Consider the following 17135-nt stretch of genomic DNA (forward strand, 5'->3'; position numbering starts at 1 on the left):
AATTTGAATTTGAATTTGATTTTTGAATTTGAATTTGAAGAACTGTAAACTGAACACTGAATAGAATGCGCTGGACAATTAAACCGAAACCGAAACAAGAGGATATTGATGCATTAGCCGATGCGTTAAAGGTCGATGATTTGGTGGCGCAGTTATTGTTGCAAAGAGGGATTTCAACTTATGAAGAGGCGAAAGATTTCTTTCGTCCGCAGTTAGAAGATTTACATGATCCTTTTCTAATGAAGGACATGGATATTGCGGTGAACAGGATTGAGGAAGCAATTGCCAACGGAGAGAATATTTTAGTGTATGGCGATTATGATGTCGATGGTACAACGGCTGTTGCTTTAATGTCGTCATATCTGTTGAGTTACTATCCTAATGTGGCAACCTATATTCCGGATCGGTATGATGAGGGGTATGGAGTATCGTATAAAGGAATTGATTTTGCAGAGGATAATGGGTTCACATTAATCGTTGCATTGGACTGCGGAGTGAAAGCAATTGATAAGGTTGCCTATGCAAAAGAGAAGGAGATTGATTTCATTATTTGTGACCACCACAGACCAGGAAAAACATTGCCCGATGCAGTAGCAATTCTAGATCCAAAACGAGACGATTGTAGCTATCCGTACGATGAGTTATGTGGTTGCGGAGTAGGTTTTAAGTTAATTCAGGCATTAGGTTCTCGAAGAGGAGAAACTATTGACGATGTTATCTATTACCTTGATTTAGTGGCAACTGCAATCGGAGCGGATATAGTACCGATAACCGGAGAGAATCGAATACTAGCTTTCTATGGCTTACAGGTTATCAACCAGCAGCCTAGAGCCGGATTCAAAGCTATTATAAATCAGATCAATAAAACAGAGCTTACGATAACCGATGTAGTGTTCGTTATTGCACCTAGAATTAATGCTGCCGGTAGAATGAAACATGGTCAATATGCGGTAAATCTATTGACCGAAACCAATATAGACCAGGCCATAAAATTCGCTGCTGAAATCGAAATATTCAATACCGATAGAAGGGGCTTAGATCAAGAAATTACCATTGAAGCGTTAGGGCAAATTCAAGAAAATCAAGAGGAAGAAGGTTTCACTTCTGTCGTATATAAAGATACTTGGCATAAAGGGGTGATCGGTATTGTAGCATCGAGATTAACAGAAACCTACTATAGACCAACACTTGTTTTTACTAAAAGCGGCGATAAGCTCGCAGCATCGGCAAGATCGGTTAGAGGGTTTGATGTGTATAATGCCCTAGAAGGTTGTGCAGATTATATAGAACAGTTTGGCGGACACAAATATGCTGCAGGTTTAACGATGTTAGAAGAGCAGTATAATAACTTCAAACATCAGTTCGAGAAAGTGGTGAAAGAGAGTATTGATCCACAAATGTTGATACCAGAAATTAGTATCGATACCGTAATTGAGTTGAAAGATATTAATGCAAAATTAATGCGGATTTTAAAACAGTTTGCTCCATTTGGTCCAGGTAATATGTCACCAGTATTTATGGCAGAAGACTTAAAAGATACCGGTTATGCAAAAGGTGTCGGTAAAGAAGAAGCACATTTAAAAGTTTCGGTAGTACAGCAAGACAGTCATAAAATTGATGGTATCGGTTTTAATATGGGCGATAAACTTTCATTGGTAACTGGCAGAAAACCTTTTAGCGCTGTTTTTTCTATTGATGAAAATGAGTGGCAAGGTAATGTGAGTCTACAATTGAAGTTAAAGGACATCAAATGAGAATAGAGCACATTGCTATTTGGGTAACGGATCTAGAAGCAATGCGTGCATTTTATGAAACGTATTTCAATGCCGTAGTAGTAGGAGAAAAGTATCATAATGCGACCAAAAAATTCACATCTTACTTTTTAAGTTTTACTGATGGTGCAAGGTTAGAACTTATGCATAAACCAAGTATTACTGCAACCACAGATAATGAAGTAAATACCGGATTCATACATTTTGCCATGTCGGTAGGGACAAAAGAACAAGTAGATTTTTTGACTGAAAAGCTAAGATTTGACGGATTTAAAATTACTGGTGAGCCTAGAACTACAGGCGATGGCTACTACGAAAGTGTGATTCTCGACCCAGAAGGCAATCAGATAGAAATCACCATTTAACAATACTATTTATAATTGTTCTAAATAAGATTCATATATTTATATTAAATATGTAAATTCTTATGAACGATATACATCCTATTTACCAAAATGATTTCGGAATAGCCTTCCAATGGAAAAGAGAGAAGCCAAATGAAGCAAATAAAGTTCAAGTGATTTTCAGGGATATTGGACTTTTACTTACCAAGAGCGAATTGCGGCATTTTTCTAAATGCATAGCAGATACTGTAGAAAATGGCAAGGATACTATTTGTGGAGATTGCAAAACGAAAGATTCTTGTCGATCTTTATTGTTGAATACACCTGCGCACCAAATAACTTTTGCGGTAAGTTACCAAGAAGCGATTGAAGTAAGAGATTTAATAAATGGCACCATGTTTAAGCTAGAGTTAGATTCTTACTTTGGCGAATTAGGCATTGAATAAGTAGAAAAAAACTAGCATTGCATGTATCGATTAATTTGTTCGGTATTCTTTATATGCCCTGTTATTTATTAAATATCTTTGAATCCTATTTAGCGATTGCCTTATGAGCGTTAATGATCCATATGCAGCCTTAAGATATAAGGAATTCAATATTTTTCTTCTAGTTCGTTTTGCCATGGTTTTTGCCTGGTCTATGCAATTTATAGTCATAGAATGGCAAGTATATTCGATGACAAAAGACCCGTTATCATTAGGTATTATTGGTTTGATGGAAGTGATACCTGCAGTTAGTATGGCACTTTTTGCCGGACATATTGTGGATCAAAAAGAAAAGCGAAACTTGCTGATAAAATGTATTTGCGGTTTCTCTGTCATTAGCTTCGGTCTGTTTATGCTTAGTCTTCCATCTGTTTTAGAAAGCTATGAGACCAAAGTTATTCTTTACGGTATATATGCATTGGTCTTTTGTGGCGGATTGGTTCGAGCATTTCTAGGTCCCACTATATTTTCATTAATAGCTTTAATAGTTCCTAAAAAAATATATCCAAATGCTGCTACGTGGAGTAGTACTACATGGCAAATGGCATCAGTTCTTGGTCCGGCATTAGCAGGGTTTTCTATTAGTTTAATAGGTGTACATTGGTCTATGTGTGTCATTTTCGGTTTTTCCTTATTGGCATTGACGGCACTTTTCAATATTTCTAAAAAACCAATTCTTAATCCGAAGTTAGGGGAGCCAGTTTTTCAGAGTTTAAAAGAAGGACTAACATTCGTTTTTAAGAATAGAGCAGTATTAGGTGCTTTAACCTTAGATATGATTGCCGTACTTTTTGGTGGTGCAGTGGCATTGTTGCCCATTTTTGCTCAAGATATATTACATGTTGGGTCAGAAGGTTTCGGCGTATTAAGAGCAGCACCTGCAGTTGGGGCAGCCATAACAATGTTGGGTTCTACGAGGTTTCCGTTACATAAAAATGCAGGAAAGAAATTATTATTCGCCGTATTTGGATTCGGAATATGTATGATCGTCTTTGGATTATCTACCTATTTCTGGCTGTCTGTTATCGCGTTGTTCTTAAGTGGCGCAGTTGACGGCGTATCAATGATTATAAGACAAACGATATTACAATTAAAGACTCCTGATAATATGCGTGGGCGAGTTGCTTCGGTAAATTCAATGTTCGTAGGGTCATCTAATGAATTGGGCGCTTTTGAAAGCGGAGTAACGGCAAAATTAATGGGAACGGTAACCGCCGTTGTTTTTGGCGGCACCATGACTTTATTGACCGTTGGTCTTACCGCGATTGTTTCGCCTAAATTTAGAAAGCTCGATCTACAGAAAGATGTTGAAGAGCATGAGAGTTAAATCACTTAGATTCATATCATAAAAAAAGCCCCTAATTAGGGGCTTTTTTTATTGTAGGTGGTACTTAATGTTTGGGTCATTAAGCGGGGGAACTTGTAGGTAAACTGTAGATTTGGGAATCAACACTTAATCTTAACAACAGTGTAAAGGTATCACCAATTGGTAGTTTACACTAACTTTTGTTGTGAAGTGCTAATTTTAACATGTAAGAAAAGGATTACATGTTGTTTGATGATATTTTTAACTTGAATAAGTCTGATTTTATAAAAAAGACATCATATAAAAAATGTAAATTATTTATCTTTTCTGAAGAGTGAATGAATAGTATTTCCATTTTTAAAAATTTAAAGGATTTTTTAATTTGAAATTATTAAACTTGAATCAGAAAAGATAAAACAACGAAAAAGCCCCTAAAATAGGGGCTGTTCTTTAAAGTAGGTACACTTAAAATTTGGGTTTTAAGCTAGGGAAACTTGTAGGTAATGTGAAGATTTGGGGTCAACACTCAAACTTAATAACACTGTAAAGATATAACCAAGAACTAGTTTTATAAAACTATTGTTGTGAACTGTTTAATTCTTGTTGTAAGAAAAGGATTACAATTAAATTTATGTATTTCGTCGATGTTTTTGATGAAATTTAGCTGAATTCTTTCAAAGAAAGTTGTAAGCCATCAAACTCGGCATAGGTGTAGTAACCGATCCAATCACCTAGATTGGTATATTTTGAATTTTCTTTTAATTCTATTTCTAGGGGAAGATGTCTATGACCAAAAATGAAATGATTGTAATGTTGCGTTTCTAGTTTTCGTTTGGCATATAGCACCAACCATTCTTTGTCTTCACCTAAAAACTTGGCATCATCATCACCACTAATCAATTTATTGCTTACCGAAAGGTGTTTTGCCAAACGAACGCCAATATCTGGGTGTAGCCATCTAAAGAACCATTTAGCTACAGGGTTTGTAAATACCTTTTTCATTCTTTTGAATCCCTTATCGTCTGGCCCTAGTCCGTCACCATGGCCTATAAAGAAGGAAACTCCATTAATGGAATATTGTTGAGGTTTATGGTAAACAGGTATGTTTAGTTCTTCTTCAAAGTAACCGTTCATCCAAAGGTCGTGGTTGCCTACAAAGTAATGTATTTGTATGCCTGCATCCGACAATTCTGCAAGCTTTCCTAGAGTTCTGGTAAATCCTTTTGGGATAACGGTGGTGTATTCAAACCAAAAATCGAACAAATCACCCATTAAGAAAATCACTCCTGCATCCGACTTGATCGTATCTAACCAACGAATAAACTTCAGTTCTCTCACCCTACTTTCTTCCATAGTAGGTGCGCCTAAGTGGTTATCACTAGCAAAATATACTTTTTTTCCTGCGGGAAGTTCAATGTTCGTCATCAGGATGTAAATATAATAACTGTTTTGCGTACCGAGGGAATACACAGGTCAAAATAAGAGCATGCTAGTTTTTAGATGTGGAATTATACAGCAGCATCTTTTTCGTTCAGTACTATTTTTATAGGTAGGTGATCGCTATAACCCTTGTCATTAAATGTAGACGAATTTGGTCTGCCAAACTTTACCGGTTTCTGGTACGAGCCTGAAGTAAGCTCAGGGTAGGCAATGATTTCTGCACTACTCAACTTAAAAGGTAATGCTGATTTCTCTGATAATATACTTTTAGAAATCATAAACTGATCAAGCATATTATATTCATTACCGAATACAAATGTGCCTATTTGAGCATCTAAAAATCGATGCATTACATTATAGAAGTACTTTAGGCGCACTCTATTACTTTTTACCAAGGCTTTATTATTAATAGCCTTTAAATACGATGTAATACTCTTATTGTACGGATTGTCATTAAAATCGCCCATTAATATGATATTTGCATCATCACCTTGCTCTTCGTAGATTCTCTCGATCCAGTACGATAAATTTTCGGCTACCATAATTCTAAATGGTTCGCTCTCAAGTTCACCACCAGATCTAGAAGGCCAATGGTTAAGTATGCATACCAGCTTATTGCCATTGGCAGTATTGATATGTACTTGAAACAAATCTCTGGTCGTATTTCTCTTTATAATACGTAGACTAAAGGTTTGCTGTTCTGGTCCGTATTTGGTTTTATCATAAATAAGCGCAGTATCGATACCTCGTTTATCTTCTCCTTCAGAGATCACATAGCCATAGTTCTTATCAAGTGCAGTGCTCATCGCATCAATAAGTAACTCGATAACATATTCATTTTCTACCTCACAAACCCCCAATATATCGGGGCCTTCACCATTATTAAATTTTGATATGACCGCTGTTAGATTGACAATTTTCTGGTCTAGAATAGTAGCACTCCATCCGTCAAGTTCTTTACCCAAATGGTTGTTTAAAAATTCACTTCTTCTAGGCGAATTTTCAATATCGAAAAGGTTTTCAAGATTCCACCAGTAAATATGATGTTTGGTCATGTTGTTATTTATTAAGGAGTTACCCTAAAAATAAAACAAATTGAAAGCTTGTAAGTAAAGTGTTCCGTTAAGTTTTGGTAAACTTAATTATCACTGGCATACCACTCTGCAAAAGAAGTATCGGTTTCTTGAAGTTTCAAAGAGAATAAAGAAATGTTTTCTGGAAGGCGAGATTTGATTTTTGCGGCAAAATCGATGACCATATTCTCACTAGTAGGTTGGTAATCTGCCAAGATAACACTGTGTCCTCTATCTGTTAATTCTTTGGCAAGTTCAACATGGGGTGTATTTTTATTGAATACTGTAGAATGATCAAAAATGTCAACAATATCTTCTTTGACTATCTTTTTTAGATCTCCGAAATCGATAACCATGCCTAATTTTACGTGGCTGGTATCAGTAATAGGTCTACCAATAACGGTTACAGATAATTTATAGCTATGGCCGTGTACATTTCTACATTTACCGTCATAACCGTAAAGTGCATGTCCCGTTTCAAAATTGAATTGTTTGGTAATACGAATATTGCTCATAGCCTATAATTATATGGCAAAGGTAGGGAATCTTTAAAAGGATTTATAGAGAGAAATCATTCTAAAACAATCTCGGTATTTCCAGTGATTAAGCTAACGTGGCAACAATCTGCGCCAACTTCATAAGTTTCGTTGATAATGGCTTCATTGTCAACATAACCTTTAAATGTAAGCGTTGCGGTAGTATTTTGGTATTGAACTCGATTGGCGTCACTAATAATAGGGTAGAAACCTTGTTCTTTTAGGTATTGATATTCTTCGCCGTTTAAATCTGCAGCTAAGTCCTCACCAGTATCATTATCGATAACCTCATAGGTATCTAATGCTATTGCTTCACCCGCTGCGTCTTTGACACTAACAGTTATGGTAACAAAATTATGAGTACAAATAGTTTCATAACAGTCTTGCTGTTCGGCATCGTCGTTGTTATTACAGGCAACGAGGAATATAGAAAGAAAAACTAATGTGATTTTCGCGAACATAAAACTGGTTTTGTATAAGATGTTCAAATACCGATTAGTTGCGTATGGTGTTGAACTACCTTTTGTATTTCTTTTTTGTACGTACTTTATTTACGAAATAAATGATCAAAACAGATAGGGCAAGAACAGGGAAAACTAGGTTTCCGTTTAAAAATTGAAAGAATTCCATACTAATTATTTAGAAACAGAACGAAGCGCTGTTTCAGTTATTGTTTATTTTTTAAATTTTGACAGTGCGTTTCTTGTAAAATCAGAAAGGGCTAATTTTCCGGTGATAGCTGCGCGGTCTGTCAATAAGGTATCCCAATGGTCGGTACCTTCCCATAAAACTTTCTTCCATTCAGTTAAAGCTTCAGAATTATAGCTTGCCAACTGGTGAATGAAGAAGTCAAGTTCCTTATCCATTTCTTGTGCAGAGTCATATACTTTATTGAACAAACCTTTCTCTTGAGCCCAATAAGCACTTTTCCATTCGGTAGGTGCTAAAGACATTTCACCCATAGCGGCAGTACCTATTTTACGAGCTACAGCAGGTGCAATTACTAAAGGCGCAATACCAATACTAAGCTCAGAAAGTTTTATTGATGCGTTTACATTAGAATATACATAATCGCAAGCTGCGGCAAGACCTACCCCACCACCAACAGTTTTACCATGTACACGACCTACAATAACCTTTTTGCATTTACGCATGGCATTGATGACATGGGCAAATCCGCTAAAGAATGCTTTACCTTCTTCGAGGTTAGATACTTCAAGTAACTCATCAAAAGAAGCACCGGCACAAAACGCTTTTTCTCCTTCAGATTTTAATAGGATAACAGATATGGCCTCATCTTCAGAAAGCTCATTAATAGTATCTGTTAAGCGTTCTAGAAGTTCAGAAACGAAAGAATTACTAGCAGGATGCCCAAACTCTACATGAGCAACTTTACCATCTATTCGTGTATATAAACTTCCATTTTTTCTTGAAGTGACCATAGCATTTTATTTTACTCGATAATCGAGATTACCTACTTAGAGATTTGTCTAGAAGCAGCTGATACAAAATTACGGATTTTGCAATAAAGGTTTGAACTTGTTTCTGAATTTCCATACGAGTGCTGCGCCCCTAATAAACATCCAAACGGTGAAGGCAAGCCATATACCTGTTAACCCCCAATGAAGATATTTGCCTAAGAACAGCATGGGCACAAAGCCTAAAAAGGTAGCAACAAGCAAGGTGTTTCGTAAATATTTCATTTCACCAAGACCTTTAAAAACTCCGTCTAAAACAAAAGCAGTACTATTAAAAGGTAGCCCCAGTATAATAATATAGAAGATGCCGTAAAAAGCAGAAAGCACCAAGGGTTCGTTAGAGAATAAGCTACCCAAGGGTTTATAGAAAATAGTAGCCAAAGCCATAATCACAAGGCTGACTATGAGTCCGTATTTCGTAATCTTTTTCGCTAATAACCAGAGTCCGTCATAATTACGTTCTCCCAATAATCGACCGCCCATAATATTACCGGCAGCACCATAACCATCAATAAAAAAGGCAGAAAATAGCCATAGATTTATAGCAATGGTATGCGCACCAATGTATTTATCGCCAAGTGCTGTAGCTTCTCTAACGGCAAGAATAAGCGCGGTATTCAGGGCAATGGCACGAACAAATAAATTCAAGCTCATAACTACCAAACGACCAAGTTCTTGGTGCATAGGTAATTTTAGTTTTAAACTAATATCGGTCTTCGTCCAAAGTAGGTAGAACGCCATTAGTGCCATAATCGCTTGAGCAAGCAAACTCGCATAAGCTGCACCTTCTAAATACATAGCTGGGATGAATCCTTCAATTCCGTATACAAAAGCAAAATCTAGAATAACGTTTAAAACTGCACCAGTAATAGCAATGACCATGGGCCAATAGGTATTCTGTAATCCGCGGAAAATACCCATCACTGCGAAAACAAATAAGGTTAATGGAAAACCCCAAACGCGAATGGAGTAGTAGTTAATGCAGTATTGCAGTATTTTTCCTTTGGCATTTAAGAGCTCGAAGATTTCTTGAACAACAAAAATGGTAGATAGCAAAACCAGAATGCTCAAAGCAATGTTGAGGTAAATAGCCTGTGCGGGTAATGTTTTAACTTCCTCTAATTTACCAGCACCTAAATATTGTGAAATAATGGAAGATATGGCACTACGTGTTTGTCCAAGAATCCAGATGAGCATCGAAAGAAACGAGCCTACAATACCTGCAGCAGCAAGAGACTCTAACCCATCTACCGGAATATTACCCACAATAGCCGTATCGGTTATGGATAATAGCGGTTCTGCAATACCCGCAATAGTTGCCGGGATCGCCAAGGCATTTATAGATTTAAAATTTACTAAAGTTTTCAAAAAATAGGGTTTCTATAGTACAAGTTCGTAGCAATGAAAAGGATGTTCGCTTTGGTTGGGGAAAAAGATATTTCCTAATTTGGTATAACCACGTTGCTCGTAAAATTTCTGATTTCTTTTGTTCTGGCTAAAGGTATCTAACCTAACGGATACGGCATTGTTTTCCCTGGCAAAGTTTTCGGCGAAGTCCATTAACTGCTGGGCAAAACCTTTGCCTTGATAGTTAGGGTGCACTGCTAGGCGATGAATATAATGGTTATTTACATTTTCAGTCAGCCAGTTTACCGAAGTGTATTCTTCATCCATAAAAAGGGAAACAACAATACAACCTACTATTTCGTTATCATTTTGAAGCACATAAAGTTCATTGCGTTCTATATCATTTTCAAATGCCGCTTTAGAGGGGTAATCGGTCGTCCATTGGTAAATGCCATTGGCTTCCATAGCTATTCTACAAGCATCTGTCATGATAAGAATTTTGGGTATTTGCGATATCTTTGCCGGTGCTATCATAAAAGCAATTTAATTAAATTGTAAATTTAGAGTTATAAACAACACTTTTTATCATGATGAATATTCTTGTTCCGATCGGGACCTCCTCAAATGCGAATCAAACATTACAATATGCAGTAGATTTTGCACAAGACTTTGGCGCAGAAATATATGTAATGGACGTTTTTAATGTCAGTGGAAAAACAGGAACGCTTACCAATATAACACAGAAGGTAGCCGAAAATTCGAAAGAAAGATTAAAGGAAATAGTAGCAACAGTAGATACAAAAGACGTCTCTATAAAAATAGCAAGCTTTAACGGTGAGCTAAAAGACGGACTAAAAGAAATTGATAAGGGTATAGGTATTGACCTTATTATTTTGGCACCAAGAAGTAATGATATTAAAGAAGAGAATTATTTAGGACAAACTTCTGGAGCCATTATTAAAAGAACGAACATACCAACGTTGATCGTACCAAAAGGTACAGTGTATAAGTCGTTTAAAAATATATTGGTAGCCTTTAAGTCTGGTATTCTAAAAAGAAAGAGAATTCTTGATCCGTTAATTGAGATGAAGAATAAGCACAACGCCAACGTAAATTTATTGATGGTGAAAACTCCCGGATATTCAGATGACGATTTAAAGATAAATACGGCATTGATGGACATCAGTTCACAGTTGACTTTCACAGAAAACTCAACTACGTACCATGGCGTTTTAGAGCATTTTCAAGCAAAACACCCCGATTTATTGTGTGTTTTTAGAAGAAAACGTGGTTTTTTCAAGAAATTATGGGAAAAGAGCACTATTTCAAAATCGGAGTTTTATGCCCCAGTACCGGTCTTGGTATTAAGTGTAAAGAAAGATTAAGTAGTACTTTGTTAGCATAGTAAAATGTATTTTCTTTGATGCTCTTGAAAAGCGGGGGATTAGCGTAGTTTTCTTGTGCGTTCCGAAAGCACTCGGGAAGGTTAAATTTTAATACCTTCGGTATTAATAAAATGTTTTGGGGGATTAGCCTGCCCGACTTTTTAGGCGGGCTCAGTTGGCTACACGCCCATGCCGAAAAAGGCATGTTCGGGCAGGGAGCGCAATTTTTCAGATAATGAGTTATATATATGTTCTTTACAGCGATGTTTTTAAAAGGTTCTATGTTGGTATGACTGACGATTTAGAGAATCGTTTGGTAACACATAATTCTGGTAAAGTAAAAAGCACAAAGCCTTATGTACCTTGGCGAATTGTTCATACTGAAGAGTACAATAATAAACAAGAGGCTAGAGTAAGAGAAAAGTATTTAAAATCGGCTGCAGGAAGAAGATGGAAAAAGAGTAATATTATTTTGGGGAATTAGCCTGCCCGACTTTTTAGGCGGGCTCAGTTGTTTAACCTATTAAGCCGAAATATACTTTTGAGAGAGAGTAGGGTCTCTATAAAAATGAATTATATTTACAAGCTTTAAAGCGAGACTTTCGGAAAATCGTTTTTTCGCTTATTTTATATTAAATATTTTGGGGGATTAGCTCAGTTGGCTAGAGTATTTGCCTGGCAGGCAAGGGGTCACCGGTTCGAATCCGGTATTCTCCACGTAAAAGGCTTCCATTTTGGGAGTCTTTTTTTTGTTGCTTTTTCGAAGATTAATTCAAGTATTTAGTTTCACTATAATACTAAAAGAATAGAGCGTCCCCGTGAATAAAGTCCATTTACTAAACACTAGTTTACGCACTACTTCCTCCTAAAGCCATTTTACATTTTCTTCAGATATACAATATCATGATCATTAAAATGTTATTATAACACGATTATTGATGATACATACAACCCCCAAAAGAAAATCATTAAAATGAAGAAAATTATTTTCACTTATCTATCTCTTATATTTTTATTCGGTTGCTCCAGTAATGATACAGAAGAACAATTAAACCTTATAAGTATTCAAATAGACCTAGATCAAGTAGAAGAATACTCAGATGACTATGAGTATACAGACTTTATGGTAAAGGTATACGATACCAAAGAAGATTATTTCAATGAAGTAAACGCAGTCTTTTCGGGTAATATAGATGCTACTGGCAAAATCTCAATTTCAGAAAATTTAGAGGAAAAGAGTTACTATGTAGATATTTATACAGAAGATAAAGTATTAAGTAATTGGGAAGTAATTGATTTAGATGTAGACGCTTCTAATATTATTAAGTTTTCTCCTGCAAACACCAATGAGTCTTATTCTACGGTGTACATGACAGATCATAGAAAGTTCGTTGGTAATTGGTCTTTTCTATCTTATGAACAAATCAATAATGACAATGAGGAAAGAACGGATAAAGTGTTTTTGTCCATCAACAAAGAATATACGGCCACTTCATATGAAACGTATGACGGAGTAGCATATCAATTACACTTTAAACTACTTGGAAATGGATATTTAGAATTGGTTACGATACAGCCTAGTTCAGATAATTATCCGGTTTACGAAACTAATTCAGAAGATATAGTAGTACAGATAGAGCAAGATGGATTATTATATTTTACAAATTACTCTGGTGATAAAGCGGTTTATGTTAGCAATTAGATAAAACGATTCTAAAAAATAATAAGTATTAGAAAAGGCTTTCAGTTATGGGAGCCTTTTTTTATTTGTTCCTATTTGTAATTAAACAAATACAAGTTTTCTAGCACACCACCACAAAACAATATTCTACAAACTAGAACTAATACAAAACAACGTATCATCTACATTCACTGGCGGTGTTGATATTTTATACAGAATAATACCAGTTGCATCAGCTTTGTATTCTTTGAGTTTCTCGCCAAATTCGTTCGTAATATATCCTATGATATCACCTTTTGTAACAGCATCACCTGCTTTAAGGTTGCTATAGAAAAGTCCGGTTTCGGAGGCGCTGATATAGGTCGGGTTGTTTAGTTGTACTAGGTTGGCATGTGGTCCTGTTCCTTTATTATACATATCTAAGTTGTTCAGCATATTGTATACGCCGTTTTTTATAAAGCTTACGGCATCTTTCTGTACGTTGCCCAATTTGCCGCTTTCAAAGCTCAAGGCTATTTTTCCATCTTGCGAGGCTTGTTTAAAGACATATTTTGCAGGTTCGTTGTCCTTTAGAGTGAACGGATATGAAACAATGTATTCAAATCCGCTGATCTCTGTAAGTTCCCTAGCTTTTTTTGTTTGTTCCGGATAATTGGGGTTATCGTAGAAAAGTGCAAACGGAAGCAGATCTTCATTGACACCACCACCATGAATATCTAAAAATACATCGCTAGCGGGTATTATGGTCGTAGTAATGAAATCGGCTATTTTCTGGGTTACGCTACCAGAAGATTTCCCGGGAAAAGCACCATTAAGATTCACTTGGTCATACGGATTAACAATAGAGGTTCTTGAAAAGAAAGAACTTGTATTTGCAATAGGTATAATTATCAAAGTACCTTTTAAGTCATCGATATTGATTTCTCTTAAAAGCTCTTGAACCCCTACAATTGGCGGATATTCAAAGCCGTGTACTCCGGCAACCATGGTAAAAACAGGACCTTCACTCTTTCCTTTTAATATAGATATAGGTAAATAGGTTTTGTTGTTTCTATGATCTTGAAATTCTATACGAATGTTGTCTTTTGATGGTCTTTTTGTGTTTGAAAATACATCTTGAAAGCTATTTTGAGCTATCCCCGAAGTAATTGATAAAAACATGAAAAGGGTAAAAAGAAGCTTTGACATGATAAGATATTTTGGTTCAGATTTGTATAGTATAACTAAGGTATTAAAAACGTAGTAGGTAGTAAAACTTTCTATACACCACAACCGCGGCATACAAACAGCTAACTTAATACTTAATACTTAGTACTTTTTACTTAATACTATTTTGCAACCAACAACCAATTCCTAAATCTCTAACTTGCAGCTCATTCACCAATCAAATCAATCAATCAATCAAATCGTTTACCATCATGATAGCACAAAAAATCAGTTCGCTTATTCTTTTTTCTATGCTAATAGGTAGCACCTATGCACAGACCAATGATTCCATTTCTAACAAACTCACCAACGAATTAGAGCAAATAGCTGGCGACGGACCCATAGTTGGTTTCTCTGTAGCCATCGTTAATGAAGAAGGAACGCTGTATGAAAACGGATTCGGATTTGCAGACAAGAAGGCAAATAAGAAATATACAGAAAACACACTTCAGAACATAGGTTCAATTTCTAAGACGTTTATAGGGGTGGCATTATTAAAGGCACGAGAATTAGGGAAACTAAAATTAGATGACCCTATAAATGACTATCTGCCTTTCAAGGTAGAACATCCTAAATTTAAGAATGCACCAATTACTATTCGGCAATTGGCTAGTCATACTTCGGGTATAAAAGACCCATTAGAATATGAGAAAAAAGGTTATATACTCAAAGACGCAGAAAACGGAGATGCTAAAGTAAATGGCAATTTTCGTAGTCCCGATGAGATGATGCTCCATGGCGATTATCTAAAAGCTATTTTGAGTACAGAAGGCATGTGGTATAAAAAGAAAACCTTTTCAAAGTATCCACCAGACGGTATGTTCAACTATTCTAATATTGGCGCAGGTTTGGCAGCGTATGTATTAGAACAGGCAACGGGAGAATCGTTCCCAGAGTTTACTCAAAAACATATTTTTGACCCTTTAGAAATGACAAGTACCGGATGGTCTTTTGATACCATAGACTTCTCAATGCATTCCAAGTTATATGCCGATGCAGATACTGAACTGGCATTTTACAAGCTAGTGAATTACCCAGATGGCGGACTCATTACCTCTGCTCACGATTTGGCAAAATACCTATCTGAGATTATAAAAGGCTATGCAGGTACTGGCACAATGTTAACGGCAGAAAGCTATAAAGAGTTATTTATACCCCAGTTGACCGATGAGAACCATAAAGACCGAAGTGATAGTGAATATAATGACGAATACAATATGGGTGTGTTTATGGGCATATCTTCAAAAGGGCAAATTGGGCATACAGGCGGAGACCCAAGTGTAGTCACCCACATGTTCTTTAATGAAAAGACCAAGGTCGGAAAACTGTTATTGGTCAACACAGAATTAGAAAAAGAAAGTGTACAAGAATTTATTGCCATTTGGAGAGCTTTAATTGCCAACGAAGATCAGTTTTAGCGGAAAAAGGAAAGTAGTATGAAAAATGAAATCAATACCATTTGGCTAGACCTCAATGAAGAATTGTATCATTTCATTTTGGGTAAAATTAAAGATGAGCACCAGGCAAAAGATATTCATCAAGAGGTGTTTTTGAAGATACAGACCAAAATTCATCAGCTGCAGCACACGTCTAAGTTGACATCTTGGGTATATCAAATTACGCGAAATACGATCATAGACCATTTTCGAAAGCAACAAAGCCCTACGGTCGATGTGCTAGATATTGATATGCCAGAGGAAGAAGCCAATGATTTTAATTATTCAAAGTTGACCAACTGCATCAATCAGAAAATAGGCGAATTGTCTGCCCAGCATAAAGAAGCTATTGTATTGACCACCTTTCAAGAGTATTCTCAAAAGGAGTTGGCAAAGCACTTGAACATATCGTATTCGGGCACAAAATCTCGGGTGCAAAAAGCACGCGAAATATTAAAAATTCAGTTGCTCAGTTGTCCGAATGTTGCTGTTGATGGGACCGGTAAATTACTCGATTTTAAAAATAATGAAGATTAGCTACGTCTTTTTTTAATGTCCGCCGTCTATCTGCTATAAACCTTAAATAAGTTATGATGGACGATACAAAAACAGTAACCGTACAAATACTAAATGCCTTCACCGAGAATAATAAAGGCGGCAACCCGGCAGGTGTAGTACTGCATGCAGATGCCTTATCGCACGAAAACAAATTAGAGATAGCCCAGAAAGTCGGACTCTCAGAAACTGCATTTATATCAGAATCTAAGACGGCAGATTATAAATTAGATTTCTATACACCCACCAAGCAAATAGCACATTGTGGGCACGCCACTATTGCCGCATTCTCCTATTTAAAACAATTGGGCTTGCTAAAGAGTAATGCCTCTTCTAAAGAGACCGTTGACGGAATTAGAAAAATAGAAATACAGGGCGATTTAGCTTTTATGGAGCAATTGGCACCAACATATGTATACCCAACAGAAAGAGAAAACGATATTTTAGTTTCCTTAGGATTAACAAAAGAAGACCTACTACCAAACGCTCCAATGCAAGTAGTCAATACGGGGAATTCCTTTTTATTGATTCCTGTGAAAGATGTAAAGACGTTAGAAGATATTACGCCAGATTTTGATGCCATAGAAAGCATCAGTGAAGCATATGATTTAATAGGATATTACGTATTCACCACCAATGCACCAGCAGAAATAGATGCAACAACAAGAATGTTTGCACCACGCTACGGTATTTTAGAAGAAGCAGGTACAGGCATGGCTGCAGGTCCGCTAGTAAGTTACTTGTATGATGTATTACAGCTAAAGAAAACCGCATTTAAAATTCAGCAAGGCAAATACATGAGCCCGCCATCATCAAGTGCGATTGAAGTACAGTTGCAAGTGGAGAATGAAAAAATTACCGGACTAATGGCTGGTGGAAAAGGGGTAGTGGCAAGTCAGATTGAAGTTGTTTTAACTAAATAGTGTTAATGAGACCTAATGTCACATTGAGCGCAGTCGAAATGCTTTGATGTTAGAATTTCAATTTCATTCCATTCTTTTCCGCAATTATAAATTGAAGAAAAATACTACCTTGTTGGTCGGTTCTAAAACATTAATTCCTTTACTAGTTTTAGATTTAATTATAGAAAT

Annotated in this window: 18 protein-coding genes and 1 tRNA gene; 11 read left to right on the forward strand and 8 right to left on the reverse strand. The window is 36.3% G+C overall.

What is annotated here, in order from left to right:
- The first annotated feature begins 65 nt into the window (after positions 1-65).
- The 4 genes from recJ to QSV08_RS16880 all read left to right on the forward strand — a co-directional run bounded on the left by recJ (position 66) and on the right by QSV08_RS16880 (position 3928).
- On the forward strand, positions 66-1754 hold the full coding sequence (gene recJ / locus QSV08_RS16865; RefSeq protein WP_324024879.1) for a single-stranded-DNA-specific exonuclease RecJ: 1689 nt from the start codon (positions 66-68) through the stop codon (positions 1752-1754).
- The gene (locus QSV08_RS16870) at positions 1751-2137 is read left to right on the forward strand and encodes a VOC family protein (RefSeq protein WP_324024880.1); all 387 of its coding nucleotides are present in this window, start codon (positions 1751-1753) and stop codon (positions 2135-2137) included. The genes recJ and QSV08_RS16870 overlap by 4 nt, the downstream gene beginning before the upstream one ends.
- Before the next feature lie 62 nt (positions 2138-2199).
- Positions 2200-2562: a hypothetical protein gene (locus QSV08_RS16875; protein WP_324024881.1), complete on the forward strand. Its 363-nt coding sequence runs from the start codon at positions 2200-2202 to the stop codon at positions 2560-2562.
- Between the two features lie 103 nt (positions 2563-2665).
- Positions 2666-3928 carry an MFS transporter gene (locus tag QSV08_RS16880; RefSeq protein ID WP_324024882.1) on the forward strand — a complete coding sequence of 421 codons (1263 nt, stop codon included), beginning with the start codon at positions 2666-2668 and terminating at the stop codon, positions 3926-3928.
- Positions 3929-4567: 639 nt separating this feature from the next.
- Here QSV08_RS16880 and QSV08_RS16885 read toward each other — a convergent pair.
- The 7 genes from QSV08_RS16885 to QSV08_RS16915 form a co-directional block, all read right to left on the reverse strand.
- Entirely contained in the window at positions 4568-5332 is a 765-nt protein-coding gene (locus tag QSV08_RS16885; RefSeq protein ID WP_324024883.1) for a UDP-2,3-diacylglucosamine diphosphatase, read from the reverse strand.
- An 83-nt stretch (positions 5333-5415) separates the two neighbouring features.
- Positions 5416-6402 carry a hypothetical protein gene (locus QSV08_RS16890; protein WP_324024884.1) on the reverse strand — a complete coding sequence of 329 codons (987 nt, stop codon included), beginning with the start codon at positions 6400-6402 and terminating at the stop codon, positions 5416-5418.
- Between the two features lie 83 nt (positions 6403-6485).
- Positions 6486-6935: a 6-pyruvoyl trahydropterin synthase family protein gene (locus tag QSV08_RS16895; RefSeq protein ID WP_073241193.1), complete on the reverse strand. Its 450-nt coding sequence runs from the start codon at positions 6933-6935 to the stop codon at positions 6486-6488.
- A gap of 56 nt (positions 6936-6991) precedes the next feature.
- On the reverse strand, positions 6992-7417 hold the full coding sequence (locus QSV08_RS16900) for a hypothetical protein (RefSeq protein ID WP_324024885.1): 426 nt from the start codon (positions 7415-7417) through the stop codon (positions 6992-6994).
- A gap of 213 nt (positions 7418-7630) precedes the next feature.
- Entirely contained in the window at positions 7631-8398 is a 768-nt protein-coding gene (locus QSV08_RS16905) for an enoyl-CoA hydratase/isomerase family protein (protein ID WP_324024886.1), read from the reverse strand.
- Positions 8399-8467: 69 nt separating this feature from the next.
- The gene (locus tag QSV08_RS16910) at positions 8468-9802 is read right to left on the reverse strand and encodes an MATE family efflux transporter (protein ID WP_324024887.1); all 1335 of its coding nucleotides are present in this window, start codon (positions 9800-9802) and stop codon (positions 8468-8470) included.
- A gap of 12 nt (positions 9803-9814) precedes the next feature.
- Entirely contained in the window at positions 9815-10315 is a 501-nt protein-coding gene (locus tag QSV08_RS16915) for a GNAT family N-acetyltransferase (protein WP_324024888.1), read from the reverse strand.
- Positions 10316-10368: 53 nt separating this feature from the next.
- On the opposite strand from QSV08_RS16915, the gene QSV08_RS16920 reads away from it, so the two are divergent.
- The 4 genes from QSV08_RS16920 (at position 10369) to QSV08_RS16935 (ending at position 12868) form a co-directional block, all read left to right on the forward strand.
- Positions 10369-11166, forward strand: coding sequence for a universal stress protein (locus tag QSV08_RS16920; protein WP_324024889.1), 798 nt, complete (start codon positions 10369-10371; stop codon positions 11164-11166).
- A 235-nt stretch (positions 11167-11401) separates the two neighbouring features.
- Positions 11402-11650, forward strand: a complete 249-nt coding sequence (locus tag QSV08_RS16925) for a GIY-YIG nuclease family protein (protein WP_324024890.1) — start codon at positions 11402-11404, stop codon at positions 11648-11650.
- A gap of 159 nt (positions 11651-11809) precedes the next feature.
- Positions 11810-11883 (forward strand) — tRNA-Ala (locus QSV08_RS16930).
- Positions 11884-12139: 256 nt separating this feature from the next.
- Entirely contained in the window at positions 12140-12868 is a 729-nt protein-coding gene (locus tag QSV08_RS16935; protein ID WP_324024891.1) for a hypothetical protein, read from the forward strand.
- 126 nt (positions 12869-12994) lie between these two features.
- On the opposite strand, the gene QSV08_RS16940 is transcribed toward QSV08_RS16935, so the two are convergent.
- A complete protein-coding gene (locus QSV08_RS16940; protein WP_324024892.1) occupies positions 12995-14035 on the reverse strand; it encodes a succinylglutamate desuccinylase/aspartoacylase family protein in 1041 nt (346 codons plus the stop codon).
- A gap of 230 nt (positions 14036-14265) precedes the next feature.
- Here QSV08_RS16940 and QSV08_RS16945 point away from each other — a divergent pair, with 230 nt between their 5' ends.
- Genes QSV08_RS16945 through QSV08_RS16955 form a run of 3 tightly spaced genes read left to right on the forward strand, consistent with a single transcriptional unit; the run spans position 14266 to position 16967 of the window.
- Positions 14266-15471 carry a serine hydrolase domain-containing protein gene (locus QSV08_RS16945; protein ID WP_324024893.1) on the forward strand — a complete coding sequence of 402 codons (1206 nt, stop codon included), beginning with the start codon at positions 14266-14268 and terminating at the stop codon, positions 15469-15471.
- Positions 15472-15489: 18 nt separating this feature from the next.
- Complete coding sequence (locus QSV08_RS16950; protein ID WP_324024894.1) at positions 15490-16026, forward strand: sigma-70 family RNA polymerase sigma factor; 537 nt, start codon at positions 15490-15492, stop codon at positions 16024-16026.
- 53 nt (positions 16027-16079) lie between these two features.
- A complete protein-coding gene (locus tag QSV08_RS16955; protein WP_324024895.1) occupies positions 16080-16967 on the forward strand; it encodes a PhzF family phenazine biosynthesis protein in 888 nt (295 codons plus the stop codon).
- The last annotated feature ends 168 nt before the right edge of the window (positions 16968-17135 follow it).

Origin of the sequence: Maribacter sp. BPC-D8, assembly GCF_035207705.1 — a bacterium.
In the GTDB taxonomy this organism is placed as follows: domain Bacteria; phylum Bacteroidota; class Bacteroidia; order Flavobacteriales; family Flavobacteriaceae; genus Maribacter.